The organism is Paenibacillus sp. JT31N7 (assembly GCF_059692095.1).
The window spans coordinates 1,801,353-1,827,997 of the sequence record NZ_JCAUAT010000001.1 but is presented as its reverse complement, the minus strand read 5'-3'; the positions used below and the strand labels follow the sequence as shown (position 1 = coordinate 1,827,997).

The 26,645-nt window shown below is 54.5% G+C and carries 22 protein-coding genes; 16 read left to right on the top strand and 6 right to left on the bottom strand.

The features are described from left to right. The first annotated feature begins 5 nt into the window (after positions 1-5). The 3 genes from dtd (at position 6) to AC58P5_RS08215 (ending at position 3,173) form a co-directional block, all read left to right on the top strand. Entirely contained in the window at positions 6-449 is a 444-nt protein-coding gene (gene dtd, locus AC58P5_RS08225; RefSeq protein WP_497385668.1) for a D-aminoacyl-tRNA deacylase, read from the top strand. A 135-nt stretch (positions 450-584) separates the two neighbouring features. Then, positions 585-758, top strand: a complete 174-nt coding sequence (locus tag AC58P5_RS08220) for a hypothetical protein (protein ID WP_497385667.1) — start codon at positions 585-587, stop codon at positions 756-758. Positions 759-1,190: 432 nt separating this feature from the next. Continuing rightward, entirely contained in the window at positions 1,191-3,173 is a 1,983-nt protein-coding gene (locus AC58P5_RS08215; RefSeq protein WP_497385666.1) for an FAD-dependent oxidoreductase, read from the top strand. Between the two features lie 169 nt (positions 3,174-3,342). On the opposite strand, the gene AC58P5_RS08210 is transcribed toward AC58P5_RS08215, so the two are convergent. After that, positions 3,343-4,128 carry a phosphodiester glycosidase family protein gene (locus tag AC58P5_RS08210; RefSeq protein WP_497385665.1) on the bottom strand — a complete coding sequence of 262 codons (786 nt, stop codon included), beginning with the start codon at positions 4,126-4,128 and terminating at the stop codon, positions 3,343-3,345. A gap of 237 nt (positions 4,129-4,365) precedes the next feature. Here AC58P5_RS08210 and AC58P5_RS08205 point away from each other — a divergent pair, with 237 nt between their 5' ends. From AC58P5_RS08205 to AC58P5_RS08185, 5 genes are all read left to right on the top strand, one after another. Continuing rightward, complete coding sequence (locus AC58P5_RS08205; RefSeq protein ID WP_009674280.1) at positions 4,366-4,671, top strand: winged helix-turn-helix transcriptional regulator; 306 nt, start codon at positions 4,366-4,368, stop codon at positions 4,669-4,671. Between the two features lie 483 nt (positions 4,672-5,154). Next, the gene (hisS, locus tag AC58P5_RS08200) at positions 5,155-6,441 is read left to right on the top strand and encodes a histidine--tRNA ligase (RefSeq protein ID WP_497385664.1); all 1,287 of its coding nucleotides are present in this window, start codon (positions 5,155-5,157) and stop codon (positions 6,439-6,441) included. Further along, positions 6,441-8,225: an aspartate--tRNA ligase gene (gene aspS / locus AC58P5_RS08195; protein WP_497386044.1), complete on the top strand. Its 1,785-nt coding sequence runs from the start codon at positions 6,441-6,443 to the stop codon at positions 8,223-8,225. Before hisS ends, aspS begins: the two co-directional genes overlap by 1 nt. A gap of 198 nt (positions 8,226-8,423) precedes the next feature. After that, a complete protein-coding gene (locus tag AC58P5_RS08190; protein WP_497385663.1) occupies positions 8,424-9,179 on the top strand; it encodes a tRNA threonylcarbamoyladenosine dehydratase in 756 nt (251 codons plus the stop codon). Positions 9,180-9,224: 45 nt separating this feature from the next. Then, entirely contained in the window at positions 9,225-10,469 is a 1,245-nt protein-coding gene (locus AC58P5_RS08185; RefSeq protein WP_497385662.1) for an S-layer homology domain-containing protein, read from the top strand. Positions 10,470-10,810: 341 nt separating this feature from the next. On the opposite strand, the gene AC58P5_RS08180 is transcribed toward AC58P5_RS08185, so the two are convergent. From AC58P5_RS08180 to AC58P5_RS08165, 4 genes are all read right to left on the bottom strand, one after another. Beyond that, the gene (locus AC58P5_RS08180) at positions 10,811-12,010 is read right to left on the bottom strand and encodes an MFS transporter (RefSeq protein WP_497385661.1); all 1,200 of its coding nucleotides are present in this window, start codon (positions 12,008-12,010) and stop codon (positions 10,811-10,813) included. Between the two features lie 35 nt (positions 12,011-12,045). Next, on the bottom strand, positions 12,046-13,101 hold the full coding sequence (locus AC58P5_RS08175) for a Gfo/Idh/MocA family protein (RefSeq protein ID WP_497385659.1): 1,056 nt from the start codon (positions 13,099-13,101) through the stop codon (positions 12,046-12,048). A gap of 62 nt (positions 13,102-13,163) precedes the next feature. Continuing rightward, positions 13,164-14,021: an HAD-IIB family hydrolase gene (locus tag AC58P5_RS08170; RefSeq protein WP_497385657.1), complete on the bottom strand. Its 858-nt coding sequence runs from the start codon at positions 14,019-14,021 to the stop codon at positions 13,164-13,166. After that, a complete protein-coding gene (locus tag AC58P5_RS08165) occupies positions 14,005-15,333 on the bottom strand; it encodes a DegT/DnrJ/EryC1/StrS family aminotransferase (protein WP_497386043.1) in 1,329 nt (442 codons plus the stop codon). Before AC58P5_RS08165 ends, AC58P5_RS08170 begins: the two co-directional genes overlap by 17 nt. A 104-nt stretch (positions 15,334-15,437) precedes the next feature. Here AC58P5_RS08165 and AC58P5_RS08160 point away from each other — a divergent pair, with 104 nt between their 5' ends. From AC58P5_RS08160 to AC58P5_RS08135, 6 genes are all read left to right on the top strand, one after another. Continuing rightward, positions 15,438-16,430 carry a LacI family DNA-binding transcriptional regulator gene (locus AC58P5_RS08160; protein WP_497385656.1) on the top strand — a complete coding sequence of 331 codons (993 nt, stop codon included), beginning with the start codon at positions 15,438-15,440 and terminating at the stop codon, positions 16,428-16,430. A gap of 415 nt (positions 16,431-16,845) precedes the next feature. Beyond that, positions 16,846-18,207 (top strand): spore germination protein, encoded by a 1,362-nt coding sequence (locus AC58P5_RS08155; RefSeq protein WP_497385655.1) that lies wholly within the window; start codon positions 16,846-16,848, stop codon positions 18,205-18,207. Next, the gene (locus AC58P5_RS08150) at positions 18,194-19,282 is read left to right on the top strand and encodes a GerAB/ArcD/ProY family transporter (RefSeq protein ID WP_497385654.1); all 1,089 of its coding nucleotides are present in this window, start codon (positions 18,194-18,196) and stop codon (positions 19,280-19,282) included. The genes AC58P5_RS08155 and AC58P5_RS08150 overlap by 14 nt, the downstream gene beginning before the upstream one ends. Beyond that, positions 19,279-20,382, top strand: a complete 1,104-nt coding sequence (locus AC58P5_RS08145; RefSeq protein ID WP_497385653.1) for a Ger(x)C family spore germination protein — start codon at positions 19,279-19,281, stop codon at positions 20,380-20,382. Before AC58P5_RS08150 ends, AC58P5_RS08145 begins: the two co-directional genes overlap by 4 nt. An 87-nt stretch (positions 20,383-20,469) precedes the next feature. Continuing rightward, entirely contained in the window at positions 20,470-21,774 is a 1,305-nt protein-coding gene (locus tag AC58P5_RS08140; RefSeq protein WP_497386042.1) for a replication-associated recombination protein A, read from the top strand. Positions 21,775-21,834: 60 nt separating this feature from the next. Then, positions 21,835-23,313, top strand: a complete 1,479-nt coding sequence (locus tag AC58P5_RS08135; RefSeq protein WP_497385652.1) for a potassium/proton antiporter — start codon at positions 21,835-21,837, stop codon at positions 23,311-23,313. A gap of 373 nt (positions 23,314-23,686) precedes the next feature. Here the strand turns inward: AC58P5_RS08135 and mnmA are convergent, their stop codons facing one another. Then, positions 23,687-24,769 carry a tRNA 2-thiouridine(34) synthase MnmA gene (gene mnmA, locus AC58P5_RS08130; RefSeq protein WP_497385651.1) on the bottom strand — a complete coding sequence of 361 codons (1,083 nt, stop codon included), beginning with the start codon at positions 24,767-24,769 and terminating at the stop codon, positions 23,687-23,689. Positions 24,770-25,017: 248 nt separating this feature from the next. Between mnmA and cymR the strand changes: the two genes are divergently transcribed. Further along, positions 25,018-25,437, top strand: a complete 420-nt coding sequence (gene cymR / locus AC58P5_RS08125) for a cysteine metabolism transcriptional regulator CymR (RefSeq protein WP_009676580.1) — start codon at positions 25,018-25,020, stop codon at positions 25,435-25,437. A gap of 16 nt (positions 25,438-25,453) precedes the next feature. Further along, the gene (locus AC58P5_RS08120) at positions 25,454-26,596 is read left to right on the top strand and encodes a cysteine desulfurase family protein (RefSeq protein WP_497385650.1); all 1,143 of its coding nucleotides are present in this window, start codon (positions 25,454-25,456) and stop codon (positions 26,594-26,596) included. Positions 26,597-26,645: the final 49 nt, after the last annotated feature.

The window sequence follows — 26,645 nt, the reverse complement described above, 5'->3', positions numbered from 1 at the left end:
ACCTAATGAAAGTCGTGGTACAGCGCAGCAAGGAAGCGCAGGTTACGGTAGACGGAGAAATCGTCGGCCGCATCGACAGGGGCTTGATGCTTCTGGTAGGTGTGGGCCATGAAGATACGGAAGAGGATGCCAAATATTTGGCGGACAAGATCGCGGGCTTGCGCATTTTCGAGGATGAACAGGAAAAGATGAACTTTTCCGTGAAGGATATCGGCGGCAGCGTGCTTTCCGTTTCGCAGTTTACCCTGTACGGGGACTGCCGGAAAGGCAGAAGGCCGAATTTCATGGGAGCGGCCCGGCCCGAGCAGGCAGAGGCTTTGTACGACAAGTTCAACGACCTTCTCCGGGGGCAGGGTCTTCACGTGGAAACAGGTGCGTTCGGACAAATGATGGATGTCGCTTTCACCAACTGGGGACCGGTCACGCTTATTCTCGAAAGCAAAGCCTAATCCGGCAGGGGCAGGGCTGGCATAATCCGGCAGCCCTTTGGACAGGCTAAAAGTCGAAGCCGCCGGCCGGAGGGCCGTCTCTCCGGAGAAGAACTTCCGGCGGCGCGCCATTAGACAGAGGAGCCTTCCTACACCATGCGCCGATCCCTTAAAGAAAAGCAAATGACCCAGCCGGAGAGCCAGCTCGCTCATTCCGCTTATTCCGAAAAAATACGCGCCGGAGCAGAGCTGTCCGGGATGGAAGCAAGCGGGGAAATCGCCCCCGTGCAAGGAAGATTCAAACGGACGGCCAAAGTGCCGCCCCGTTAACGAGACCGGCCTCCTAGCGGAAGGCCGGTTTTCATTTTGCACGGATAGGGAGACGCAATAGCGGAAACCGGCTTTAATCCTTTGTCCCCCTTGCAAAATATGTTACACTAGTCATGGTCATTTTTAGCAGGAAATGAAGCTTTTTGCCGCTTGACGGAGACCGTTCGGCTTCATTCCCGTATAAGAAGAAGTGGTGCTTGAGCTTCCCGCGGTTCCGGGCGTTCCAATAAGTTCACGACCCTACAAAACCAATGTATACCAAAAGGCGGACAACGGGTTCAACTCCCCTACTCTCCGCCATCCCGGCCGTGATCGCTATTGTGCAGCAATCCGGAAGGCTCCGGAACAATCCGGGACACATCGGTACAGCCGATACACGCCGGGATGCAAGCAGAAAAGAAAGCAGTTGGAATTCAATGAGGAAGGTGCCCCATGACAAAGAGTAAGAGCAACCATTCGAAGCATGCCGCATCAAAATCCTGGATCGTCTGGATGTGCCTGCTGCTCGCGCTGACCGTAATCGCAGCCGTAGCCGCACTTTACTGGCAGTACCGTCATCACAACAAACCGAAGCCGATCGCTCAGCATACGCTGTCCGAAGTGAAATCGGCGGCTAATGTGCAGAATCAGTACGATGTGATCGTCGTCGGGACGGACCCCGAAGGCGTAACGGCAGCGGTATCCGCTGCCCGCAACGGACAGAAGACCCTGCTAGTGGACGGACACGATCGGGAAATTCTCGGCGGTCTGATGACACTCGGATGGCTGAACAGCATCGACATGAACTATGTGCCGAATCCGTCCGTGCTCAATCCGCACGATGTGCTGAACAAAGGCCTTTTTTCCGAATGGTACAGTAAAATCGAAGGCGATTCCTTCAGCATTAACACGGCGGCGAACGCTTTCAACGATATGGTGCGCGGCGAGAAGAATATCGATCTGATGCTTAAACTTAAATCCATCGAGCCGCTTTTATCCAATCAGGGACAGCAAACCCGCGTAGAAGGCATCACCCTTACAAAAGAAGACGGAACGAAGCAGGAAATCCGTGCGAATGCCGTGATCGATGCGACCCAAGACGGCGATATCGCCGCTGCGGCGGGCGTTCCTTTTACGTACGGTCTGGAAGACCTGGGCAACAAAAACGCCAAAATGGCGGTCACGCTCGTCTTCAAGCTGAAAAATGTGACCCCTGACGTCTGGTCCCAGATCAGCAAGCATTTGAAAACGGACGACGATCCGATGTCCGATGCCAACGAAGTCAGCGCCTGGGGTTACAAAGAGCTTTACAATTACCCGGCGCTCAACCCGGAACGCGTGAAAATGCGCGGTCTGAATATCGGACGCCAAGACGGCGATATGGTGCTGATCAACGCCCTGCAAATTTTCAATATCGACGGTCTGGACGCGAAGTCGCGGGCCGAGGCGTTTGAGATCGCGAAGAAAGAAATCCCGAACGTGGTCGCTTTCCTGAAAAAGAACTATCCCGAGTTCGCGGGTGTCGAACTGGCGGGAACAGCTCCCGAGCTGTACATAAGGGAGACACGCCATATTCAAGGGGAATACCGTCTGAATATTATCGACCTGCTGGAAAACCGCGACCAGTGGGACCGCATCGCGTTCGGCTCGTATCCGGTCGACATCCAGCGTCTGGCTCCTACGGACACCGGAATGGTCGTCACGCAGCCGGAGCAGTACGCGATTCCTTTCCGGAGCATCGTGCCCAAGAAGGTGGACGGCCTGCTCGTCATCGGACGGGCCGCTTCTTACGACACGCTTCCGCACGGCAGCGCCCGTGTCATCCCGGTCGGCATGGCCGAGGGTGAAGCGGCAGGCGCCGCAGCCAAGCTGGCCAAAGATGCGGGCCTGAGCTTCCGCGAGCTTGCCGCTTCGAAGGAGAATGTGGCGAAGCTTCAGGATATGCTGAACAAACAGGGCATGGATCTTAAGCCGTTCAGCATAAAGCCGCAGCCTTTTATGACGCACAAGCAGTATGAAGGCCTCAAGGCAGCCGTGTCCATGTCCCTCGTGGGCGGCGGTTACAAGAACGAATTTGAACTGGACAAAGTGTCAAACCCGCAGCGCATGGTGAACTATATCACCCGGATGAAGAAAATCATTCCGTCGGCTTATGGCGGCGACCCGAGCGGCTCGGTGAAAGGAATCGACGAGGAAGCGCGCAAGAAGTCCGCGCTGACGCTCGATCAGGCCGCGTATACGATGACGCAGGGGCTGGGCATTGCCGTTTCGAAGGAGGCCGCCCTGGCCGAACTCTCCAAGCGCGGCATCGTACAGGAGTCGTCGCTCGCGACAATCAAGGACAAGCAGAACCTGACCAACGGCGACACCTTTATGCTGATCCTTGATTTGCATAAATACGCCGAAAGCAAAGGCGCGAAACCTGCGGCGCAATAAGATGTCCGAGATTGTAACGAAATTGTAACTTGATTTTCATCTGGGATTAATGTTCGCGCTCTATACTAAATATCGACCCCCTTTACGATATAGATATCCATGGACAGTCTGCAGCTTTGTGCTGCAGGCTCTTTTCTTTTTATGGCCGGATTTCTCTTAAAACGGGTGATTAATGAAGGGCGATCATCTGATAGATTTGCCTCTTGTCGCCCGGCAGGGAAGCTTGGGCCACCTTTAGCTGGGAGGAGCCGTTGCCGTCCAGGAATACGCCGTCGACGAGTCCGCTTCTGCCCAGCGATCCCGCGATAGCGGCGCGAAACTGCTCGCCGGTGCACGGCGTGGGCGTTACGACGAGCCAGACGGCGTTGCTCTTGTCGTACACGATGCCGGTCCGCATGCGGGCTTCGTTCAAGGCCGGCATGTTCTCCTCCTTGGCGAGCTTGCGCCAGTCGGCTTCGTTTTGCAGGCTCATGGAGATCCCGCCCTGGGCCCAGTAACGGTTGCGGTCCGCTACCTTCAGCTCGGCCGCTTCGGACGCCTGCTGAACCGTAAACTGCCGGGCCGCACCGTCCCAGACGAGGGTTCCCCGCTTATGGCCGGTATTGAACCAGCCCGATCCGTATTCGCCCTGCGCCCCCTTGACCGGCCGGTCGTTCATGACGGCGATGCTGAGCAGATTGCCCTGCCAGAAAAAGCCGCCGTTGATCCCGAACTCGGACAGCTCCATGATGTTGCCTTTTACGGCTTTGAGCGCAATCCGCTCGGGTTTGGTTTTCGCCACATGCAGCTCGACTCCGTTGGGCGCCGTTATTTGCGCATAGGCGTAAGCAGGAGGGGGCGGACCTTTTTCTCCGGACTGGTGGGCGAAGAGCAGGGTGACGGCAAAACTGGCGGCCGCAACGGCGCCGTAAATCGCAAGCAGCTTGTCCATTCGGGTGAAAAACCGGGGAAGCATAGCCAACCTCCTGTCTGTTCGGCTCTATGATTCTGAACTCTATGATCCTATTCTATGAGGAAGCCGCTAGAGTAGAACCCGCATTTTTCAAATGCCCGAAAAAGATGTAAAGAAAAGACGACCCGGCAGCGACTACACGGGTTAAGGCATAAACCGGCCCGTCCGCGGGATATTAGCTTTATAGACTTACTTTTGACAAGTCACTATGGTAAGATGTAACTAAGGAGATGATGTCGCATGGCAGATTTTCATTTGTGTCCCAAATTCGAGAACGCGTTTGAGCTGCTTGGAAAACGTTGGACAGGATTGATCATCCGGGTCCTTTTGAGCGGTCCCAAGCGTTTTAAAGATATATCCGATATGATTCCGAGCATGAGCGACAGAATGCTGTCCGAACGCTTCAAAGAGCTGGAGGCGGCGGGCATTCTGATCCGGCACGTATACCCCGAGACACCCGTGCGGATCGAATACGAACTGACCGAGAAAGGCAAGGGCCTCGAACCGGTCATGGACGAGCTGCAAAAATGGGCGGAAACTTGGTAAGGGAAAAGCTTGACTTTGCCGGAAGAGCCGTTTACAATCATTCCTAACACAACCCTGAAAAACTTTGATCCGCTGAAGGGATGAAGTCGTTCGACTCCACGTACTCAGAGAGGGAAGCCCTGGCTGCAAGCTTCCTTATGATGGCCGAGCGTAAGACCTCCCGGAGGACAGTCGGTGAACAGAGGGCTGCCTGTGCTTGTTCCCTGAAACCTGCCGTGCAGACCGCGACTCATTAGCCGATATGCGTAGACGGGCGTTAACCGTATGAAGCGAAAATCAGCCGGGCCGGACTTTCCGAGCCGCAGGCCGCCGATTTTCGGAATGTGGGTGGCACCACGGGTGATGGTTAGTTACTAACGTCTCTCGTCCCTTTGACCGTTTTGCGGTTTTAGGGATGGGGGACTTTTTTAATGGCAAAAAAGAAACATCCGCAGCCGTCAAGACGACGGGGAAGTCGACAAGAAAAGCAAGGAGGGAGCTCGCATGAGCATGCAAAAGCCGAAGGGCACCCAGGACATTATGCCGGGTTCCGTAGAAAAGTGGCAGGCGCTGGAAAACAAAGCCCGCGACCTGTGCAGCCGGTTCCGCTACCGGGAAATCCGTACGCCGATTTTCGAACACACCGAGCTGTTCTCCAGAGGCGTCGGAGAGACGACGGATATCGTAGAGAAAGAAATGTACACGTTCCAGGATAAGGGCAACCGCAGCATTTCGCTCCGTCCGGAAGGAACGGCCGGCGTCGTACGCGCGTATGTGGAAAATAAACTGTACGGCGAGCCGGATATCAGCAAGCTGTTTTACATCGGCCCCATGTTCCGGTATGAGCAGCCGCAGGCCGGACGTTACCGGCAGTTTCACCAGTTCGGGATCGAAGCGTTCGGCTCGGAGGATCCTTCGCTGGATGCCGAAGTTATCGCGTTCGGTTACACATTTTACCGCGAATTGGGAATGACGGGCGTATCCGTGGAGATTAACTCGGTCGGTACACCGGAGATCCGGGGGAATTACAAACAGAGACTGCAGGCGTTCCTGGAGCCTCTCAAGGATAAGCTCTGCAAGGACTGCCAATCGCGGTTCGACCGCAACCCGATGCGGATTCTGGACTGCAAAGTCGATCAGAAGTATTTCGAAGGGGCGCCCGAGCTGCTGGACGATCTGGACGAAGCGTGCCGGACGCACTTCGAAGCGGTAAAACGTCATCTGACGGCGATGGAGATTCCGTTTACGATCAACCCCCGCCTGGTACGCGGTCTCGATTATTACACGCACACCGCTTTCGAATATAAAGCGGCAGGCATCGGCTCCATCGATACGATCGGCGGCGGGGGCCGGTACAACGGCCTCGTCTCCGAGATCGGCGGACAAGACCAGCCCGGCGTCGGCTTCGGCCTCGGCCTGGAGCGCGTTCTGCTCGTCCTGGAATCCCAGGGCGTGCAGCTTCCTCAGCCTCCAGGACTCGACGTGTACCTGATCGGACTCGGTCAGGCGGCCGAGGACGAGATCGTGAAGCGGCTCTACGAGCTGCGTGCGCACGGCATTCTGGCGGAGAAGGATTACCAGGGCCGCAAAATGAAAACGCAGATGAAATCGGCTGACCGCTCCGCAGCGCGTTTCGTCGCCATTCTAGGGGACGACGAGCTGGAACGCGGGGAAATAACGGTTAAAACAATGGCCACCGGCGAGCAGGAAACGATCAAGCTGGAGGATTTTGCGGAAGCTATTTTGAAACGGACAAGGTCCGGAAACGAAAATGGAGGGGTTCAGTCATGATGATGCTCAAAACACATCATTGCGGGCAATTAACGAAAGCGAACATCGGAGAAACGGTTATTCTAAACGGTTGGGTACAGCGCCGTCGCGACCTGGGGGGCGTCTTGTTCATCGACCTGCGCGACCGCAGCGGGCTCGTGCAGATCGTCTTCAACCCGGACTTCTCGGGAGAAGCGCTGGCGATCGGCGACCGCGCCCGTAACGAATACGTACTGGCTGTAAAAGGGACTGTCGTCGAACGCGACGCCGAAACGGTAAACACCAATCTGCAGACCGGTGAAATCGAAGTCCGGATCACGGAAATCGAAATTATGAACGCGGCTAAAAATCCCCCGTTCTTCATCGAAGACGGGATCGAAATCGACGAAACGCTGCGCTTGAAGCACCGCTATCTGGACCTTCGCCGTCCGGAAATGCAGCAGACCCTCATGCTCCGCGCCAAAGCCGCCCGGATTTTCCGCGACTTCCTCGACCAGAACGGCTTCCTCGATATCGAGACGCCGATTCTTACGGGCAGCACGCCGGAAGGCGCGCGCGATTATCTCGTGCCGAGCCGTGTGCATCCGGGCGAATTCTTCGCGCTGCCGCAGTCTCCGCAGCTCTACAAGCAGCTGCTTATGGTGAGCGGACTGGAACGGTACTACCAAATCGCGCGCTGTTTCCGCGACGAGGATCTGCGGGCCGACCGCCAGCCGGAGTTCACGCAGGTGGACATCGAGACGTCCTTCATGTCCCAGGATCAGCTTCTGGAAATGATGGAACAGCTCATCGTGCGTCTGTTCCGCGAAACGGTCGGAGCGGAAATTCCGACGCCGTTCCAGCGTCTGACGTACGCGGAAGCGATGGACAAATACGGCTCCGATAAGCCGGACCTGCGCTTCGGTCTGGAGCTGTCCACGGTGACCGATATCGTGGCGGACAGCGACGTAAAAGTATTTAACATGGTCGCCAAAAACGGCGGCATCGTCAAAGCCTTGAACGCCAAGGGCTGCGGCGCGACGTGGAGCCGCAAAGAACTTGACGATCTCCAGCCGTTCGCATCCCGCTACGGCGGCAAAGGTCTTGCTTGGATCACCGTGAAGGAAGGCGAGTGGAAAGGGCCGATCGTCAAATTCTTCAAGGAAGAAGAGATCGCTGCGCTGACCGAGCGCCTGAACGTGGAAGAGGGCGACCTGCTCGTCTTCTCGGCCGACAAACCGAAAGTCGTATACGACGTGTTGGGCAACCTTCGTCTCAAGGTCGGCCGCGATCTGGGTCTTATCGACGACAAAGCCTACAAATTCCTGTGGGTCGTAGACTTCCCGATGTTCGAGTACGACGAAGAAGAGAAGCGTTATGTCGCCATGCATCACCCGTTCACCCGTCCGAAGGACGAAGATTTGCATCTCTTCGAAACGGACCCGGGCCAAATGCGCGCCCAGGCCTACGATATCGTTCTCAACGGCTACGAAGTAGGCGGCGGTTCCATGCGTATTTACCAGCGCGAGGTGCAGGAAAAAATGTTCGCGGCGCTCGGATTCACGCCTGAAAAAGCCAAAGAAAAATTCGGCTTCCTGCTCGAAGCTTTTGAATACGGCACGCCTCCGCACGGTGGAATGGCTTACGGCTTCGACCGTCTGGTGATGCTGCTTGCGGGACGTACGAACCTGCGTGAAACGATCGCCTTCCCGAAAACGGCGAGCGCGTCCGATCCGCTTACCGATGCGCCGAGCGAAGTCGACGAGAAGCAGCTGGAGCAGCTTTCCATCCGCATCGCGTTGAAACAACCGGCCGCCAAGGCTTAAATGTCGGCAGCCGCGACTACGGCCATGAAGAGTTTTACAGGTCGCAGGGCAACATAGATGAAACAGGGAGGGACCTTCGGGTCCCTTTTTTTAGGGCCGCAGAGGTAAACCCAAGTGCCCGACTTGACATTGACCACCGAATCAGGTCAAACTTAGCGTAAACCTATCATTTGCAGCTGACAGAGGAGGAAATTCCGAATGCTTCATCAATTCTCCCGGACGGAACTAGCCATCGGACCCGAAGGGCTTGAGATTATGAAAGGCAGCACAGTAGCCGTGCTCGGGATCGGCGGAGTGGGTTCCATAGCAGCCGAAGCCCTGGCCCGGACAGGAGTCGGACGAATTATACTGATCGATAAAGATGTGGTGGATATTACGAATGTGAACCGTCAGATTCATGCCCTTACGACGACGGTAGGACAGCCTAAAGCCGAGCTTATGCAGGAGAGGATCAAGCTGATTAATCCCGAATGCGACGCCATCGCGCTGCGGATGTTCTACACGGAGGAAACGTACGAGCAGTTATTTGACTATAAGCCGGACTATATTCTGGACGCTTCGGATACCATCTCCTATAAGATTCATCTCATCAAGCAGTGCCTGGAGCGCAAAATTCCGATGATCTCCAGCATGGGCGCGGCGAACAAAATGGACCCGACCAAGTTCCAGGTCGCGGACATTTCCAAAACGACGATGGACCCCATTGCCCGGGTCGTCCGGACGAAACTTCGTAAAGAAGGCATCAAAAAAGGCGTGAAAGTGGTTTTCTCGACGGAAGAGCCGAAGAAACCGCGTGAAGATGTCACTCAGCGCATCGTTCCGGAGAATGCCCCGGAAATCCGCAAAGCGCAGCAGCCTCCGGCGAGCAACGCTTTTGTGCCGCCCGTTGCGGGTCTGATCATGGTCAGCGTATGCGTCAAAGACCTGCTGCACACCGCCGGTATCGACGTTTAAACAACCTTGCGAAGTCACAATAGCACCTAGAGAGGCAGGAAAGGTATGGCTTGGAAAAAGGTTCTCCTTACTTTATCCGCGGCTGCGGTTCTAACTTCGGCGGCCGGACAGGCCCTTGCGGCAGAGCACCGCGAGGCGGAGCGGACCGGCGGCCTCTTCGCCGATGTGGCCCCGGATAACCGCAACGCGGACGCGATTGCGGATCTGGCTGCGCGGGGCCTCATCGAAGGGACGGCAACCGGCCGGTTTGATCCGGACGGTGCGCTGACACGCGAGCAGTTTGCCAAGCTGCTCGCATCGGCCTTCGGACTCGGAGTGTCCGAAGGGCCGACCCCCTTCGTCGACCTTGTGTCCGCGTGGTCGACGCCGTATATTTCGGCTGCCTATGCGGCAGGTCTCGTTGACGGCGTAACCGCCGTCAAGTTCATGCCCGCGCAGCCGGTAACCCGCCAGGCCGCCGCCGCGATGGTGTGGCGCTGGCTGGAGGCCCGGGGCGTCGAAGCCCCGGCGGCGGCAGCCGGCCGGAGCGCGGACGATGCGGATGTGTGGGCGCAGGCGTCCGTGCATAACATCATGGCGCTGGGGCTGCGCAGCGATTCGGGCGCGAGCTACGAACCGAAGCGCGTCATGACCCGCGGGGATGCGGCTGCGCTTGTTTCGCGGGCGCTGGCTCTGCTGGAGACGACGGCCGGGGAGCGGGCGGCTAAAGCGGCGCAGCCGCTTACGGCGGACAAGGCGGCAAGCCTGATCCGGTTCGGCGAGCAGAAGACGGCGGAGCTGTTTCTGAGCCTCTTCGACCATGAATTGGCTTCCCGTACCAAGCCGCCTTTTGAAGCGATCAAGCCGGCCCTAAGCCGTTATTACGCGGACCCGGGAAGCTGGAGAACGTTCTATGAGCGCCATCTGGGCGGTATATACGAAGCCGTGGCTATTTTTCCGGCTGCATCGATACCCGTGCCTTCGTTTAAAATCGTCAGCGCGACGGACAGCAGGGTCAAAGTCCGGGGCAAGAGGCCGGAAGGGGCCTACACGGATTCGGCCTTTCTGACTTATACGCTGCTCAAACGTAACGGGAGTTGGGTCATCGGCGGTCAAGAGGAAGAGAAGCTTACGGAGCCGTTTACCCGCGAAGAGGCGGAAGGAATTGTGGCCCGGTATTACAAAGCGGGCTCCAGTCTGTTCGAGCGGGAGGAGAGCGATCGCTACCTGTTTACCGTGACAGACAAAGGGGAGAAGCTGCGATTATCCGTCAGCAAAGCCAAAGGAATTCTCGCGCTGGAAGAAAACTGAGGGAATCGCGGCCAGCCTTTTTCTCATAAATAAACCTGTTAAACACGTTTGAATGTTTCGAAGCGATTAGCCTACATTCCGCTTTCCCGGCGGAGTGAGGCTTTTTTTGCGTTCCGCCGCAGGACGGATGCCCGGTACACACGGCCTTTTTGTGCATGCCGAAGCAGGTATGGCATTGCCAACTCCTATCGAGTTGAATCTTGGTAGTTCTCCCTCCGCAGGATCGCCCCATGCTTGCTTGAGTTACCCCCGTTTGCTCGGGCACCTTAGAATCACCTGTTGGAGTTTTTGTGTATGGAGCGTTGGCCGCGGCTTTTCGACAAGAGGAAGAGCATGGATCCTTATCGGTCCATGCTCTTGCCTGCGGTCTTATAGAAGCTGCTGCCCGCGTCTTTCAGCCGGAAGGAAATGAACCAGAGCAGCAGCGCCAGTCCGGCAAACAGGAACAGCGTAACCGGGAGCTTTTCCAGAGTCAGGCTCCAGCCGACTAGAAGCGAAATAAGCGACCCGCCCAAACTTGCGGCAGCGATAAAGTAGCTCGTCACCTCATCTACATTTCCCCGGCTCACGGAAGCCGCAAATGTAATCGCAACCGGAAACAGGGGAGATGCCGCAATGCCCGTCAGAAAAATGACTGCCAGCACCAAGATGGCATCATGGAGAAAGGGGAAGACGCCTAAAAATACAATCAGACACAGAGCGGAAATTTGCAGCATCGGCAGAGGGGAAATATTCTTCCCTTTGATGGCGAGCAATGTTCGTCCGACAACCATCGCCGCCCAGAATACGGAAACTCCGATCAGGCTGTAGGGTTCAAAGCCGCCGGCAATCATCAGTGATGGTAAAAAGTTAGCGTAACTGGTCTCGATCCCGGCATAAACGAAGGCAAACACAATGAGCAGAACTACGCTGCGCCTCCCCTCGCTGATCAATCCGCTTCCCGGGAAAAGTTCCTCCGTCCCGCTTCCGGTTTCTTCGGGCTGCGCAAACCGCTGCTTCGACCGGGCGAGCGATGTCAAGGACACCCAAACCGCCAGCAGCACCACAATGGTACCGAGCAGGGAAGACAGAACCAAAGGAAGCACGTCTTCGCCGGCCAGCAGATGGATAAGGATGGGGAAAAGCAGGGCGCCGAAGCCGAAGAATACCTCCAGCCTCGCCATCCCTGTCTTGCCGTTTTCCCCTTGCGCTATGGTCATAGCTCCTACGGTCGTCTCCAGCGTGCCCGCCCCGTATCCGATCAGGAACCCTGTCAGAGAGAGCAGTTCCCATCTGTCGATCCACAGATAACCCGCCAAGGCGGCCCCGACCATACTCAGTCCGATCGTAATGACGCCAAAAGGACCGAGTTTCTTGGAAAGGACGGGAGAGAATAGGACACCGATGAGAAAACCGATAAACTGCACGGACAGGATCACGGAGATTTCCCGGGCCCCGATTCCGTATCGCGCAAAAAGATGAGGGGACAAACTGCCGATAAACACATGAACGACGCCAACGAGAAAATAAAAGGCGCAGCCCATCCAAAGGACGATTCGCATCGTCGGCCTCCTATCTGCGGAAGGCATTCAGGGGATTAGGCCTGCAATACAAGCGTGCCTGAAAGATCCTTCGCGTGTGTTTCGAAGAACAGATTCAGCGCAGCTTGAGAACGGTACCCGTCCGTAAAGCTTGGCAGACCCATTCGGCTCTTCCGGAGAATGGCGTCCACCCATGCCATCTGTTCGATCCGGAAGGAATCCGCCCAGCCGTGAAACTCGCCCGCCGGGTCCGTCAACAAGGAGGGAGGGAGGTCGTAGCTTGTGGACAAGATTCCTTCCGTGATGGTATAACTCAGTGGATTGCGTGTGTGATAAAGGAAATTTTTTTGGTGTCCGATGACCTCAATCCCAAACCCGCAGTCTTCGGGGGCCGTGCTCTTGGAGGTAATCATATGAATGAACACCTGATTTCGGAGCTGTCCCAGGATTTCCGAATAGTCATCGACCTGGACTTCCCTGTTTTCTTTTTCCTTCACATTGGTGGCCATTTTGACACGGATCGATTCGGGCCGGAACTCCGAACGGAACAGATACCAGATCATATCGATCAGGTGTATGCCGAGATCGCCGAGAGCGCCGCTAGTCTGCTTGCTGGCTTCGCTGTCTCTCCACGTGAAGGCTTTTTTTCTCAGGGCGCTGTCTTTTTTAAAGGAGATATTAAACGAAATGATGCCGCCGTGTTCGCCGCTGCGGATAAATTCCATCAGGATATGGACGAACGACAAATACCGGTAATTGAATCCCATCATGGCGATGGCATTGGCTTTCTCCGTAAAGTCCCGCATCGTTTGGGCTTCCTCAAGAGTGATGGCCATCGGTTTCTCGCACAGGACATGCTTGCCGGCAGCCAAGGCCAGCAGCGCATGATCTTTATGCTTGAAGTTAGGGGAGGCGACAATAATGCCGTCCGAGGAATCCAGCAGGTCCTCAACCCGTTCGAAAGCTCGTCCGCCGAAGGTGGCTGCGAACCGCTCGCCTGCCGGCTGATTTATATCGTGTACGCCCGTAAGAATAGCTTCCTTGACCGTGGACAAAGCTCTGGCATGCGTCTTGGCAATATTTCCGGCTCCGATAATACCAATCTTGATCATCTTGATTTCCTCTCCCTTATCCGTGGATTTTCTCTCTGATCAAACACAGCGTCTTTGAACCGTTAGTCTCCCGCCTGCAGGTGTTCTTTTAGCACGTGAAGAATGCCTTTCACATAAGCCCCTTCGGAGACCAGGGGATGCAGGCCCTTGGCTTCCTCCGTCGCATTGTGAACCAAGTAGCCGTGCCGGACGGCCTGGAGCATAAGCAGATCGTTCCCGCTGTCGCCAAAAGCAAACGCACGCTCGGGTTCTACGCCGTACCGCTCCAGCATGAATCGCACGATCTCCGCCTTGCCGGTTCCAAGCGGAATAAAGTCCACGTCATAGCAGTCTTCCGGATCGCCCGCCAGGGGGTTGCAGCGGTTGATATTGACATCCAGCCGGTACTGGCCGGCCAAATTGCGGATGTGCTCGACCGCATGCCGGTCTGTCACGGGATCCTTTTGCCTATAGTAAAAATTCCATTTGAAACGGGAGCTGCCCAGTTGGGTCTGAGGGGTCAGTTCCACGCCGTGTTCCTGAGATAACCGCCCGACAGCGGTGCCGACCGCTTCTTCGGAGAAACCGCTGCTTGCAAGCCGCCGGTCCCACTGTTCGTCTCTCGTGCCGTAACGTTCCCGAGTCATATAGGTGAGCTCCGTCCCGAGGTCGCTTGCAATAAAGTGAGGAAAAATCCGGAATTTCCCCTTGTTCATTTTGTTCAAAATATCTTCCAGTTTACTGCCGCTTACCCAGCCGATCATTAATTCTCCCTCGCGGCTTTTCCATTCGATGAACGATTCAAGCTCTTCGAGTTCTCTACGGTGCTCTTCCAGCAGAACGTGCGGAAAATAAGTTTCGTCAAAGTCACAGAACACGAGGTGCCTTGGCTTCTCGGGATGTTCCAGCCGGACGAAGCTGTCTTTATACTCTAATAACACGTCGTAGTCCCTCCATCAGATGGTCTTGTTCTTCCCAGGTCAAATGCGGATACATGGGCAGATGCAGCAGCCGGCTGTGCGCCTGCTCCGTCTGCGGAAGCCGGGCATTCGTATAGCGGGTATTCACAAACGCGGTATTTTGCCTGTGGGACAATACGGGATAGTAGATATCGGTTTCGGCCGAATACTTGTCCTTCAGCTCGCGCCGCACCAAGTCCCGGTCTGCACTAAGGATTTGAATGGGGAAGTGGTGCCAGACATGATCATCGGATAAGTCGGGCAGCCGGATTTTTTGGCTGTCGGCCAGCGATTGCAAACCTTGGCGGTACCGGTCGGCCAGAACCATCCGTTTGAAATTGTTCAGGGACAAATGCTTTATCCGCTCGATCCCGATAGCGGCCTGCAGGTTATCCATGCGGCTGTTGTATCCGAAGTCTCTTACTTTCCGGTTCTTGACGTTAACCTCAAATCCGTGATAGCTAAACTGCATGCACCGCTGCGCAGCTTCTTCATCGTCGAGAGCGATCGCGCCTCCTTTTCCGCATACGCCTACATTCTTGTAGGGATTGAAGCTTAGAATCAGGGCATCCCCCTCACGTCCGAGTTCCGTTACGCCAATGGCTTGGCAGGCGTCCTCCACAATTTTCAGGCGGTACCGGTCCGCAAGCTCACGGAGCCTCGCCATGTGCGCTTTCTTCCCGTACAAATGCACTGGGAGGATAAACCGGGTCCGGGGCGTAATGGCCGCTTCCGTGCTTGCCGGGTCCAGCGTATACGTATGCGGATCAATATCCGCGAAGACGGGTACACCGCCTACCGCAAGCACGGCATTCTCGGTTGCGGCAAAGCTGTTGGCCGGCATAATAACTTCATCGCCGGGTTGGAGGCCTAAAGCGAGCAGGGCCACCATCGCCGCATCCGTTCCGCTGGAGGTGGCGATGATATATTTTTTTTGCAGGTAGCTTGAGAGGATCTCTTCAAAGCGGTTCACATACGGCCCGCTGGTGAACTGACCGGTCGGGAGCACCTCTTTCATAACCGACAGAATGGCTTCCACCTCTTCTTCGGAAATCAGCCTGTTTACAGGCAGAAAGTCGACTTTGCCCGGGAAGTGGGGAAGAACGGGGAATAGAGAGCGAATCCAAGTATTAATTGTAATTTTATTACCTGAATTGTATAATTTTTCTATTATCTTTCTGTTTACCAAATGATTTTCAAAGCAATCCGGCTTTACGTCACGTCCTGTTTTGATGCGATCCATCAGTTGAAGAAGGTCTTTGCTTGTTCCCCAATATTTATTTTTGGTGGTCAGCATGGTTTTTCCTCCGTTTCCTGAAATTGTTATTAATTCCTATCCATAATCATCGTAAATTATGAAATCGATGACACGTCAAGACATTTTTTGGAGGAAAATTTATGCCTACGATACAAGAGATCGCCAAGCTCAGCAAAGTATCGACATCCACGGTGTCGAGAGTCTTAAACAATCATCCTTACGTATCCGAGAAGAAGCGGAAGGAAGTATTGCGGATTATTGAAGAAATGAGCTACACGCCGCATTCCTTGGCCAGAGGGCTGCGCACCAACAGCTCCAAATTGCTCGCCGTTTCCGTTCCCAAGGCAGACCATCCTTTTTTTGCCGGCCTGATCAAGGGAATCTCGCTGCAAGCGCTGGAATTCAATTACAAGGTGTGTGTGTTCCAGACTTTCTACCGCAAAGAAAACGAGCTCCAGCTGATGAAGCTCCTTAAGAATAGGGAAGTGGACGGGATCATTCTTGGCGCACTGGAGAACATGTGGGACGACATCGCCCCTTACCTGAAGCGGGGACCCATCCTCATGTGCAACGAGTTTCATGAAACCGCGCCGGTCCCCATTCTGTGCTACGACGAATACGAATCAGGTTATACTGCGGTGCGGCACCTGATCGACAAGGGGTACCGGGACATCGGCTTTTGCTTCGACACGGCCAACAGCGAAGCGCAGAATATGCGGAAGAAGGGGTATTTGGCCGCCCTATCGGACTACAGCCTGCCTTATCGTGAAGAGTGGATCTTTGAGGGAGCCTTTTCGATCCTGGACGGCATCCGTATTATGGATGAGATCCACCACCTGCCGGAGAAGAAACCGACCGCCCTCTTCTCGGGCAGCGACCAGGTCGCGGCAGGGCTGATCAAACAGGCTGTGAATCTCGGGTATAGCGTGCCTGGTGACTTGGCCGTCATCGGATACGACAATCAGCCGATCTGCAGGGTAACGACGCCGACCATTACGAGCATCGATATTCCGGTGGAGCAGTTGGGACGGGAAGCCGTTAAAAGGCTCCTTGCCTGCTTGAGGGAGGAGCTTCCATTGAAGCGTGAGGTCACCATGTTTCCGACTGCCTTGGTGGTACGGGAATCGACATGAGGCGAGGGAAGTCGGATAAGCAAACCCCGTTAGAGCCCATTCGAGAAACGACAGCCGGTTTCCCTACGATGCTGCTTTGCAGAGTTGCGGAGGTTTCGCGGGCAGATTGCGATAGGCGGCTTGCAACGTATGAAACGCGTAAAGCCTGATTGGAATAAGATAGTATATTCAAAGAACAAAAGGATGCCTCGCTTGTATGAGGCATCCTTTTTTGCCATTATCGTTCTACCCTCATACATTCCAGAGCCGCTCTCTTTCCGTAGATGGGATTGAAAGATCGGAGGCATCTAAGCGCGGCAGGGTCCCGGCTGTTCGGCAGGTTGTAAAGACGAAGCCCTGGAATGACATGGAAGCAAGCTGGGCATCGTAAACCAAAGAACCGTTACGGACCTAGGAGGAAGGAGGGGAATATCGAATGACCGGCAATAATGCGACGACGGAACAGATTGAACAATGGCTGACTGAGAAGCTGGCGCTTTCCGCCGATCTGGAAAATTGCGAGCTTACCTCGGATGGCAGGACCATGCGGCTGATCTATATGAAAAGCCTGTGCGATTCGAAAATGATCCGGAGATTTTTCATCACTCCGTTTTTTGAAATCCGGTCCATGGACCTTTATGTGCAGTATATTTCATCTCTGCCAAGCGGCATGGAGTTTACGAATGTGGTCAGAGCGCTCGATTTGATTCTATCGGGATCGGTGGCTCTGTTCGTCGACGGTAAAATATACCTGCTGGAAGCCTTGCAGGACGTAAAGAGCAGCGTGGGAGACGCCACGGTGGAAGCGATCGTGCAGGGGCCTCAGGACGCCTTTACGGAGTCGGTTTTCACGAACCTGAATATGGTGCGCCGGCGCTATAAATCTTCCAATCTGAAGATCGAAAATTCGACGGTCGGTTATTTGTCCCAAACCGCCATCGCGCTCGTTTACGACGACCGGAAAGTCGACCAGGGAATCCTTAAAGACGTCAAAGACAAATTTTCGCAGTTAAAGGTGGACAAGATCCAATCTTCGGGCGAGCTGGAGAAAGCGCTCAGTCCGGAAGGCTTCCGGCTGGTGCCTACGATGATGACGACGGAACGGCCCGACCGGGTGATCGATAACCTGAGCGAGGGCAAGATTATCATCCTGATCGACACGAGCCCTTTTGCGCTTATTCTGCCGTCCACCTTCTTTGATTTTTTCACGGCAATGGACGATAAAGTGCAGCTCCCGTTCGTCGGTTTTTTTCTGCTCATTCTCCGGTATGTCGGCCTGTTTATGACCTTGACCCTGCCTGCGCTCTACGTGGCCTTTACTTCCTACAACCCCGAAATTTTGAAAATGAACTTGACGCTGCTCATCGCAGGGAGCCGGGCGAGCGTGCCGTATCCTTCATTTGTCGAGGTTTTGATCATGCTAATCATGATGGAATTTCTGATCGAGGCGAGCTTGCGGCTGCCGAAAGCGATCGGGCCTACGGCGACGACGGTCGGCGGTCTCATTCTCGGAACGGCTTCCACGGAAGCGGGACTGGTCGGCAGCATTATGATTATTCTCGTGGCGGCCGTTGCTATTTCCAACTTTGTTATTCCGATCAACATGATGAGCTTTTCCGTCCGCTTCGCGAAGTACTGGTTCGTCTTGCTCGCCGCTATTTTCGGACTGCTCGGCGTCGTGGTCGGAGTGATCGGCAGTATTTTATACTTGTGCAATCTTCGCAGCTTCGGGCGCCCTTACATGCGGCTGTTTCATATAGACGAGCAGCGCGGAGGAGGTACGGATGGTCACCAATAGATATGTGTACTACTTGATCGCCATCAACGCTTTAATCAGCATTATCATTTACGTGCCGAGAGTATTGCTGCAGCACCGGTTCGACGGCGCCTGGACTTCGATTCTTCTCTCGGTCGTCATCAGCTATGTGCTGATAAGAAGTTTCACGAAAATGCTTCTTCCTTTCACCCGGCAGGGGTTTCCGGAAATGATGGAGCGGTTTCTGCCCAAATGGCTGAATATCGTCGTCCAGCTATTGATGATCGTGCTTTGGTTTTTTGTCGGGGCCGTTACGCTTTTGTCCTTTGTGGATATCACGCTACGTTACATAAGCCCCGACGTTCCCGCTTTTCTGGTTATGCTAGGCTATTTGATCGTCGTATGCTGGGCCTGTACGCTAAATCCCGCCTCGATCTTGTTCGGGCTGGAAATTTTGCTCGTGCTCAACTGTCCGATTGTCGCGTTTTTCATCATCCGGGCTATCACGTCTCCCATGTTCGATTGGGACGCGGTGCTCCAAACCTTCACCTTCAGTCTGCAGTGGCCCTCATTTCAGGCGGTGGCGGCGGCAACTTTCCTTTTTACCGGGTATATCAATCTGGTTGTATATAATCGGGTTTTCGAAAAGTTTCATATGAGATGTTATCTGCTTATTTCGCTGTCGGGTCTGCTTCTTCTGCTGCTTACGATGATCGTGCCGATCGGAATGCACGGCTCCATGGGGGTATCGACCTACGTGTATCCCTGGTTTTCGCTGGCGGATGCCATACGAATCGATATGTTTCTCGTCGAACGGCTCGTCTTCGTTTTTTACCTGGTGTACATTTCCCTTTTTCTGATCAGCACGGTCGTACACTGGCATGCGGCGCAAAGTCTGGCACGTGGATTGTTCCGGTTTCCCGCCGGTACGCGGCGAGCTAACTATCTTCCGTTGGGAGTCGTTCTCGTTTTCGCCATAGCGAGCTTGACAATGCTTAAATTCAATCAGGAGGGGCTCATAAAAGCCGGTGAGATTTTTCTCGAAGTCCGGATCGTAGCTGAAATTTTTTTCGTGCTGCTGATATTCTATATGTATCGGAAGGAGAAGAAGAAGTGAGGCTAAAGCTGCTGTTGTTCGTTCCGCTTCTGCTGCTCCCGCTTCTGCTGGGCGGCTGCAATTTCAAAGATATCGACAAACGCATTTTTGTGATCTCGATGGGAATAGACAAGCTGGATGATCAGGAGAACAACCTTCGGGTCAGCCTGAAGCTGGCGATTCCCCAAGGAAATCCCAAAGAAGGGACCGAGCAGTTCGACATTATAGTCGAGGAAACCAAGACGGTCGCCGACGCGGTGAGGAAAGCGAAGTCCAAAGTGGACAAAGAGCTGGATTTCGGTCATATGAAGGTATTTCTGATCGGGGAGAAAATGGCCCTCGACGATATTTATCAAATCATCAACTGGGGGGTGCGCCGCCGGGATATCCAGCTCGTTACCCTGCTTGCCATCGCCAAGCCTACGGCTTATGACGTTCAGAAAGTCAAGCCCCTGTCCGAACGTATCCCTTCCAACGCTCTTATACTCGCTCTTTCCAAAAGCGGAACGGAATCGCCCTATATCGTAACGGAGTATTTATTCGACTACCAGCGGCGGATCGAGGAGAGAGGGGTCGATCCCATTCTGCCGATCGTCAAAGCGGATGGGGATCATTTTATTATCGATCAGATGGCTCTGATGAAAAAACACCGCATCGGCATAGAGCTTAATCCCAACGAAACAAAATTGTACAATCTGCTTACGACCAAAAATCTGAAAACGAATTTAAGCGGTAAACATGACGGAAGCATTTACGAATTGAATCTGGAAAACTCACGAGCTGCCTACAAAATAACGGCAAAACCGGGAGAAGAACCGCTGCTTAAGTACGAAATTCACATTAAAGGCACCCTGGAAGAATACGAGAGTCAGCTGAAAATGACCCGGTCCGTTCTGGATAATCTGGAAGATGCGATGGAAAAAGAAATGAATAAGCAGGTGGAACGCTTCCTGAGAAAGCTTCAGAAATATGAGACGGATCCGATCGGCTTCGGGCTGCATTATATGTCCCGGCGCTGGAACAATGTATCGGAATGGGAGGACTGGCAAAAAATATACCCTGAGCTGAAATTCAAGGTGGAGACCCATGTCCGTATTCATTCCGCGGGAACGGCGCATTAGCACGCGGTGCTTCGACAAATAAGAGGCGTCAACAGTATAATAGGTAGATACTCTACATGCTGTTGAAAGGCGGAATTGCAGATGGAAATGGACTTATTCAGTGCCGCTGCCGAGAACGATTCCCGCGGGAAGCTTCTCGCGGACCGGATGCGGCCCCGGACTCTCGATGAATATATCGGCCAGGAACATATCGTGGGTCCCGGCAAGCTGCTGCGCCGGGCGATCGAGGCCGACCAAATCACGTCGATCGTGCTGTACGGGCCACCCGGCTGCGGTAAAACCACGCTCGCGCACATTATATCGGAGAAGACGTCCGGCGATTTCGTAAGGCTGAACGCCGTGGACGCTTCGGTCAAGGATGTCCGCGAGGTGATCGAGCAGGCCAAGTCGGCCAAGGCGCTGTACGGCCGGCGGACGATTCTGTTTCTCGACGAGGTGCACCGCTTCAACTCGGCCCGTCAGGACGCCCTGCTGCCCGCTGTGGAGCAGGGCACGATTGTATTCATCGGAGCGACGACCGAGAACCCGTTCCATTATGTGAACGGGGCCCTGCTCTCCCGCTCCACGCTGTTTCAGCTTCACGGCTTGACCGAGAAGCATGCCCGCATCGCGATGGAGCGTGCCCTCGCCGATGAAGAGCGCGGCCTCGGCTTTCTGGGCATCGAAGCCGAAGAAGAGGCGCTGGCGCATATCGCGTTCATGGCGGGCGGAGATATCCGTCGTGCGCTCAATGCGCTGGAAATCGCCGCGCTGACGACCTCGGCGGATGCGGACGGCGTCGTCCGCATCACGCTGGACATCGCGGAGGAGTCCATCCGCCGCCCGACCGTCAAAGCGGACGAGTCGACGCAGTATGACGTCCTCTCCGCGTTCCATAAGAGCGTGCGCGGGTCGTCCGACGCCGCTCTCTTCTGGTTCCTGTACGCGGTGGAGAAGCTCGGCATGGACCCGATGACGTTTATCCGGCGTCTGACCGTCGCATGCAGCGAGGACATCGGCCTGGCGAATCCGCAGGCCATGGTTCAGGCGGTGTCGGCGATGGAGGCTTACCACAAGATCGGCTGGCCGGAGGCGAAATATATCGTCTGCCAGGCGATTCTGTTTGCAGTGGAAAGCCCGAAATCCAACTCCATCCCGCTTGCCATCGGACGAGCCATGTCCGCCATGGACAGAATCGGGCAAGCGGAGGTTCCGCTCCATCTCAGAGATACCCACTACAAGGGAGCGGACAAGTTAGGGCACAAAGGCTATATGTATCCTCACAATTATCCGGGTCATTACGTGAAACAAGCGTATTTGCCGGAACAATTGGAGGGCGAGGTGTTTTTTAATGCCACGGAACAGGGTATGGAAGAGAAGATGAAAATAAATCAGCAGCGCCGGAACCGATGACCCTTCTAGAAGAGCCTGCGGCTTCCGGCAGGAACTGCAGGTAGCTGAAGGAGACCGATTATGACGGAGAAGTATATTTTTCTCATTGCCATCCTGCTGTTCGCCGGCGTGCTTATGTCCAAATTTTCGTCCCGATTCGGACTTCCGGCTCTCGTTTTTTTTATGCTGGTGGGCATGGGGCTCAACCGTTTTATTTATTTCGACAACGCCCAGCTGACACAGTGGTTCGGCTTGATGGCCCTTATCGTCATTTTGTTCGACGGAGGCATGCATACGAAGTGGACGCACGTGAAGGAAGTGATCCGGCCTTCCCTGATGCTCGCTACCGTAGGCGTACTACTGACTACGGTTATCGTCGGAGTAAGCGCCTACTGGATTTTGCAGGTGTCGCTTAAGGAAGGGCTGCTCCTCGGGGCCATTGTCGGATCTACGGACGCAGCGGCGGTATTTGCCGTTCTCGGAAATCAGAACGTGAAGAGAAGGCTAACCTCAACGCTGGAGGCGGAATCCGGCACGAACGATCCGATGGCGGTGTTTCTGACAGTATCTCTCATCGAGCTTATTCAAATGCCGGACACGAGCATTCTTCTTCTGATCGGCAGTTTTTTGTGGGAGATGGGTCTGGGGCTTGTGCTGGGACTGGTCATCGGCCGGTTGGCCGTCTGGAGCCTTAACAAAATCGATTTGGATTCCTCGGGGCTGTATCCCGTGCTGGCGCTTGCTTTTGCCATCTTCACATACGGGTCTACGGCGCTGCTTCACGGAAGCGGTCTGCTGGCCGTCTATGTGATGGCCCTTCGGCTCGGCAACGCGGATTTTGCCTACCGGTTCTCGATCACGCGGTTTCATGAAGGGTTTGCCTGGATGATGCAAATTCTGATGTTTATGCTGCTCGGACTGTTGGCGTTCCCGGACGATCTAATCAGTATTGCCTGGCAGGGAGTCGCTCTTGCCCTTATTCTGATGTTCGTCGCAAGACCTGTCGGGGTATTCGGAAGCATGCTCGGCACGAAATTTCAATACCGGGAAAAGCTTCTGATCTCGTGGGCCGGTCTCAGAGGGGCCGTTCCGATCGTACTCGCGACTTATCCGCTGCTTGCGGGACTGGAGCACGGACGCATGTTTTTTAACATCGTCTTCTTCATCGTGCTTCTATCGACGCTGGTTCAGGGCTCCACCATTTCCGTCTTGTCCAAAAAGCTGGGGCTTACCGAAGGGTCGGCCAAGAACGACACTCACACCCTGGAGCTTCTCGCTCTCGGGAAAGCGAATGCGGAAATTATTGAAATTAAAGTGACGGAAAACGGTCCGGTCAACAACAGGCTGATCAGTGACTTGGAGCTTCCGGATGAGGTTCTGATTACGGCAATCGTCCGCAAAGGAAAAATTATAACCCCTCACGGAAATACGGAGCTTATCGAAGGGGACCTTCTGTATACACTCGTTTCTAAGCCGATGAGGGAGAAGGTCAAGAAAATCTTTTATGAGGAATCCCCCGCTATCAAACCGGCCGATCTTACGCCCGAGAACGGGTTGTAAGCACAGCTTGGAGCGGGAACAGCTAACGGGGTGAATTATTTCCCAGGTAATCAATCGCTGTTCTAATCGTAAGTATCCGGAAATCTCCATATATACTTACAAAAAGAACGCTAATCCTCAAGAGGATTAGCGTTCTTTTTTGCCGGTGCCGAGCAGACCGTCCGCTCGGACGAAGCCGCTGCGCGAGCAGGTAGCAGGGCCCGTTTGAAGCCGGAACGGCCGCGGTGCAGCGGAGCCGCCTAGGCAACATTCCGGAAGGCATGTTCCGTCTGCATTCCGTGAGCCTCCGCCGCTTTCCGGACGAATTTTTCCGTCAGGCTGTACACGGCCATGCGGCCGCTTCTATGAGTCCGGCGGCCCGGAATGGTTCATCTTAGCGGTGCACCTTATCAATGATGCCGCCGCCCAGGCAAATTTCACCGTCGTAGAAAACGACGGACTGACCGGGAGTGATGGCTTTCTGGGGATCGTGGAACACCACTTCCGCCGTTCCGTCCTCGCCCAGTGTTACCGTAACGCCCTGATCGGGCTGGCGGTAACGGAATTTCGCCGTACAGGTGAACTCTCCCTGAGGCTTCCGCGTGCTGATCCAGTTCACGTCCGTGGCGGACAGACCTTTGCTGTAAAGGCGCGGGTGCTTGTCTCCCTGAACGACGTACAAAATGTTGCGCTCCAAGTCTTTGTCCGCAACGAACCAGGGCTCGCCGGTACCCGAGCCGCCGATTCCGAGTCCCTGACGCTGACCCAGCGTGTAGTACATCAAACCGTCGTGGCGGCCCTTTACTTCGCCGTCCAGCGTTTGGATGTCACCCGGCTGGGCGGGCAGGTACTGGCTCAGGAATTCTTTGAAGTTCCGTTCGCCGATAAAGCAAACGCCGGTGCTGTCCTTCTTCTTGGCGGTGGCAAGGCCCGCAGCCGCCGCGATTTCACGGACCTGCGGCTTCGGCATGTGCCCGATAGGGAACATGGCCTTCGAAAGCTGGTACTGGTTCAGCGCGTGCAGGAAGTAAGTCTGGTCCTTGTTCGAATCGTTTCCGCGAAGCAGAACGAACTCGCCGTCACGTTCCTCCAGGCGGGCATAATGGCCGGTCGCGATAAAATCGGCTCCCAGATCAAGACCTTTCTGCAAGAACTCGCCGAACTTGATTTCACGGTTGCACATGACGTCCGGGTTCGGGGTGCGCCCGCTTTTGTATTCATCCAGGAAGTATTGGAACACCTTCTCGGAGTACTCTTTTTCAAAATTAACCGTATAAAACGGAATGTCGATCTGGTCGCAGACTCTCCGTACGTCTTCCGCGTCTTCCTCGGCGGTACAATGGCCGAACTCGTCGGTATCGTCCCAGTTTTTCATAAAGACGCCGATGACGTCATAGCCCTGCTCTTTCAGCTGCAGAGCCGCTACGGAAGAGTCCACCCCGCCCGACATACCGAGAATGACTCTCTGTTTGCTCATGGCCGGTTCTAATCCTTTCTTGCCAAAAATGGCTGGTGACACCTGTATGGACCTCAGGGTTCTACCCATTATAACGCGCTTTTCGCAAAGTGAAAATATTTCATCAAGATGTCATGGTTTTGTAACCAAATTAATCGGAATTGTGATAACATAGTAAAGAACATGCCTAAATGGAATGAATTATAGAGAAATAGGATACCCTAGAGCTAGTAATCTTACACATAAGCAGGGGTAGAAGAGGTGTTAAATTGAAAATTTCAACAAAAGGCCGTTACGGTCTCACTATAATGATGGAACTGGCCGCAAGATTCGGGGAAGGGCCGACCTCGCTGAAAAGTATCGCAGAGAAACACCAGCTATCCGAACATTACCTGGAGCAGCTCGTAGCTCCTCTAAGAAACGCAGGTCTTGTTAAAAGTATCCGCGGTGCCTACGGCGGTTATATCCTTTCGAAAAACGCGGAAGAAATTACCGCGGGTGAAGTAATCCGCGTCCTGGAAGGACCGATTTCACCGGTCGATTTTACGGAAGAAGACGATCCGGCCAAGCGGGATTTGTGGATTCGTATCCGGGACAGCATCGCCGAGGTTCTGGATTCCACAACTCTGGCTTCTTTGATTTCTTATCAAGAAGAAGGCAAACGCGACAGCTATATGTTCTATATTTGATCGCAGGGTGACCACTATGGGAATATATCTTGATCATGCCGCTACCACACCCCTCCATCCGGAAGTGCTGGAAGCCATGATGCCTTACTATACAGACTATTTCGGCAACCCTTCAAGCATCCACAGCTACGGCCGGGCCGCCAAGACGGCGCTCGACCGTTCGAGGAGCGCTTTCTCGGCGGCAATCGGCTGTTCACCGGCCGATCTGCTGTTTACGAGCGGAGGAACCGAGAGCAACAATACAGCCTTGTACGGGGTCGTCGAAACCTTCGGCGGCAAACGCGCTCACGTAATTACAACCCAGGTCGAGCACCATGCGGTGCTGCATCCCGCAGAACGTTTGGCGCGAATGGGCTGCGACGTTACATTTCTACCAGTAGATATGACCGGTCTTATCCGAATGGAAGACCTGGAGGAGGCTATCCGGCCCGAAACCGTTCTGATCAGCGTAATGTATGTGAACAACGAGGTCGGCACCATCCAGCCGATTGAAGAAATCGGACGGCTAGCCCGGAGCCGCGGCATCGCTTTTCACGTGGATGCGGTTCAGGCGCTGGGCAAACTTCCGATCGACCTGTCCGTGCTTCCCGTAGACCTCATGAGCTTCTCCGCTCATAAAATCAACGGGCCCAAGGGGATCGGCGCTCTTTTCGCCTCCCGCAAGCTTCAACTGGCCCCGCAAGTATTGGGAGGGTCTCAGGAACGTAAAAAAAGAGCCGGTACGGAAAATGTAGCCGGAATAGTCGGCTTTACAAAATCACTGGAAATATATAACATTAATTACAAAGAATACAATACAAAAACTTCCGAGTACCGCCAACATATGAAGCGCATTTTCCTGGAGGAACTGGGGCCTGACGGCTTTGTGGTCAACGGCAATCCGGATGCGTCCGCTCCCCATATTTTTAACGTGAGCTTTCCCGGGGCCCATACGGAAACCCTGCTCATGAATCTGGATCTGGAAGGCATCGCGGCCGCGAGCGGTTCAGCCTGCTCGTCGGGCTCTCTTGAACTTTCTCATGTCTTACGGGCCATGAACCTTCCAGAATCTGTATGCAAGTCGGCTGTCCGTTTTAGCTTCGGTTTTGGGAATTCTATAGACCAAATTGAGACGGCCGCCCGTAAAACCGCAACCATCGTGAAGCGGATTCGTAGATAAGAGAAGGGCGCGCCCGTGACGGCCGTTAGCTGTCATGAGGAGGTTGAAC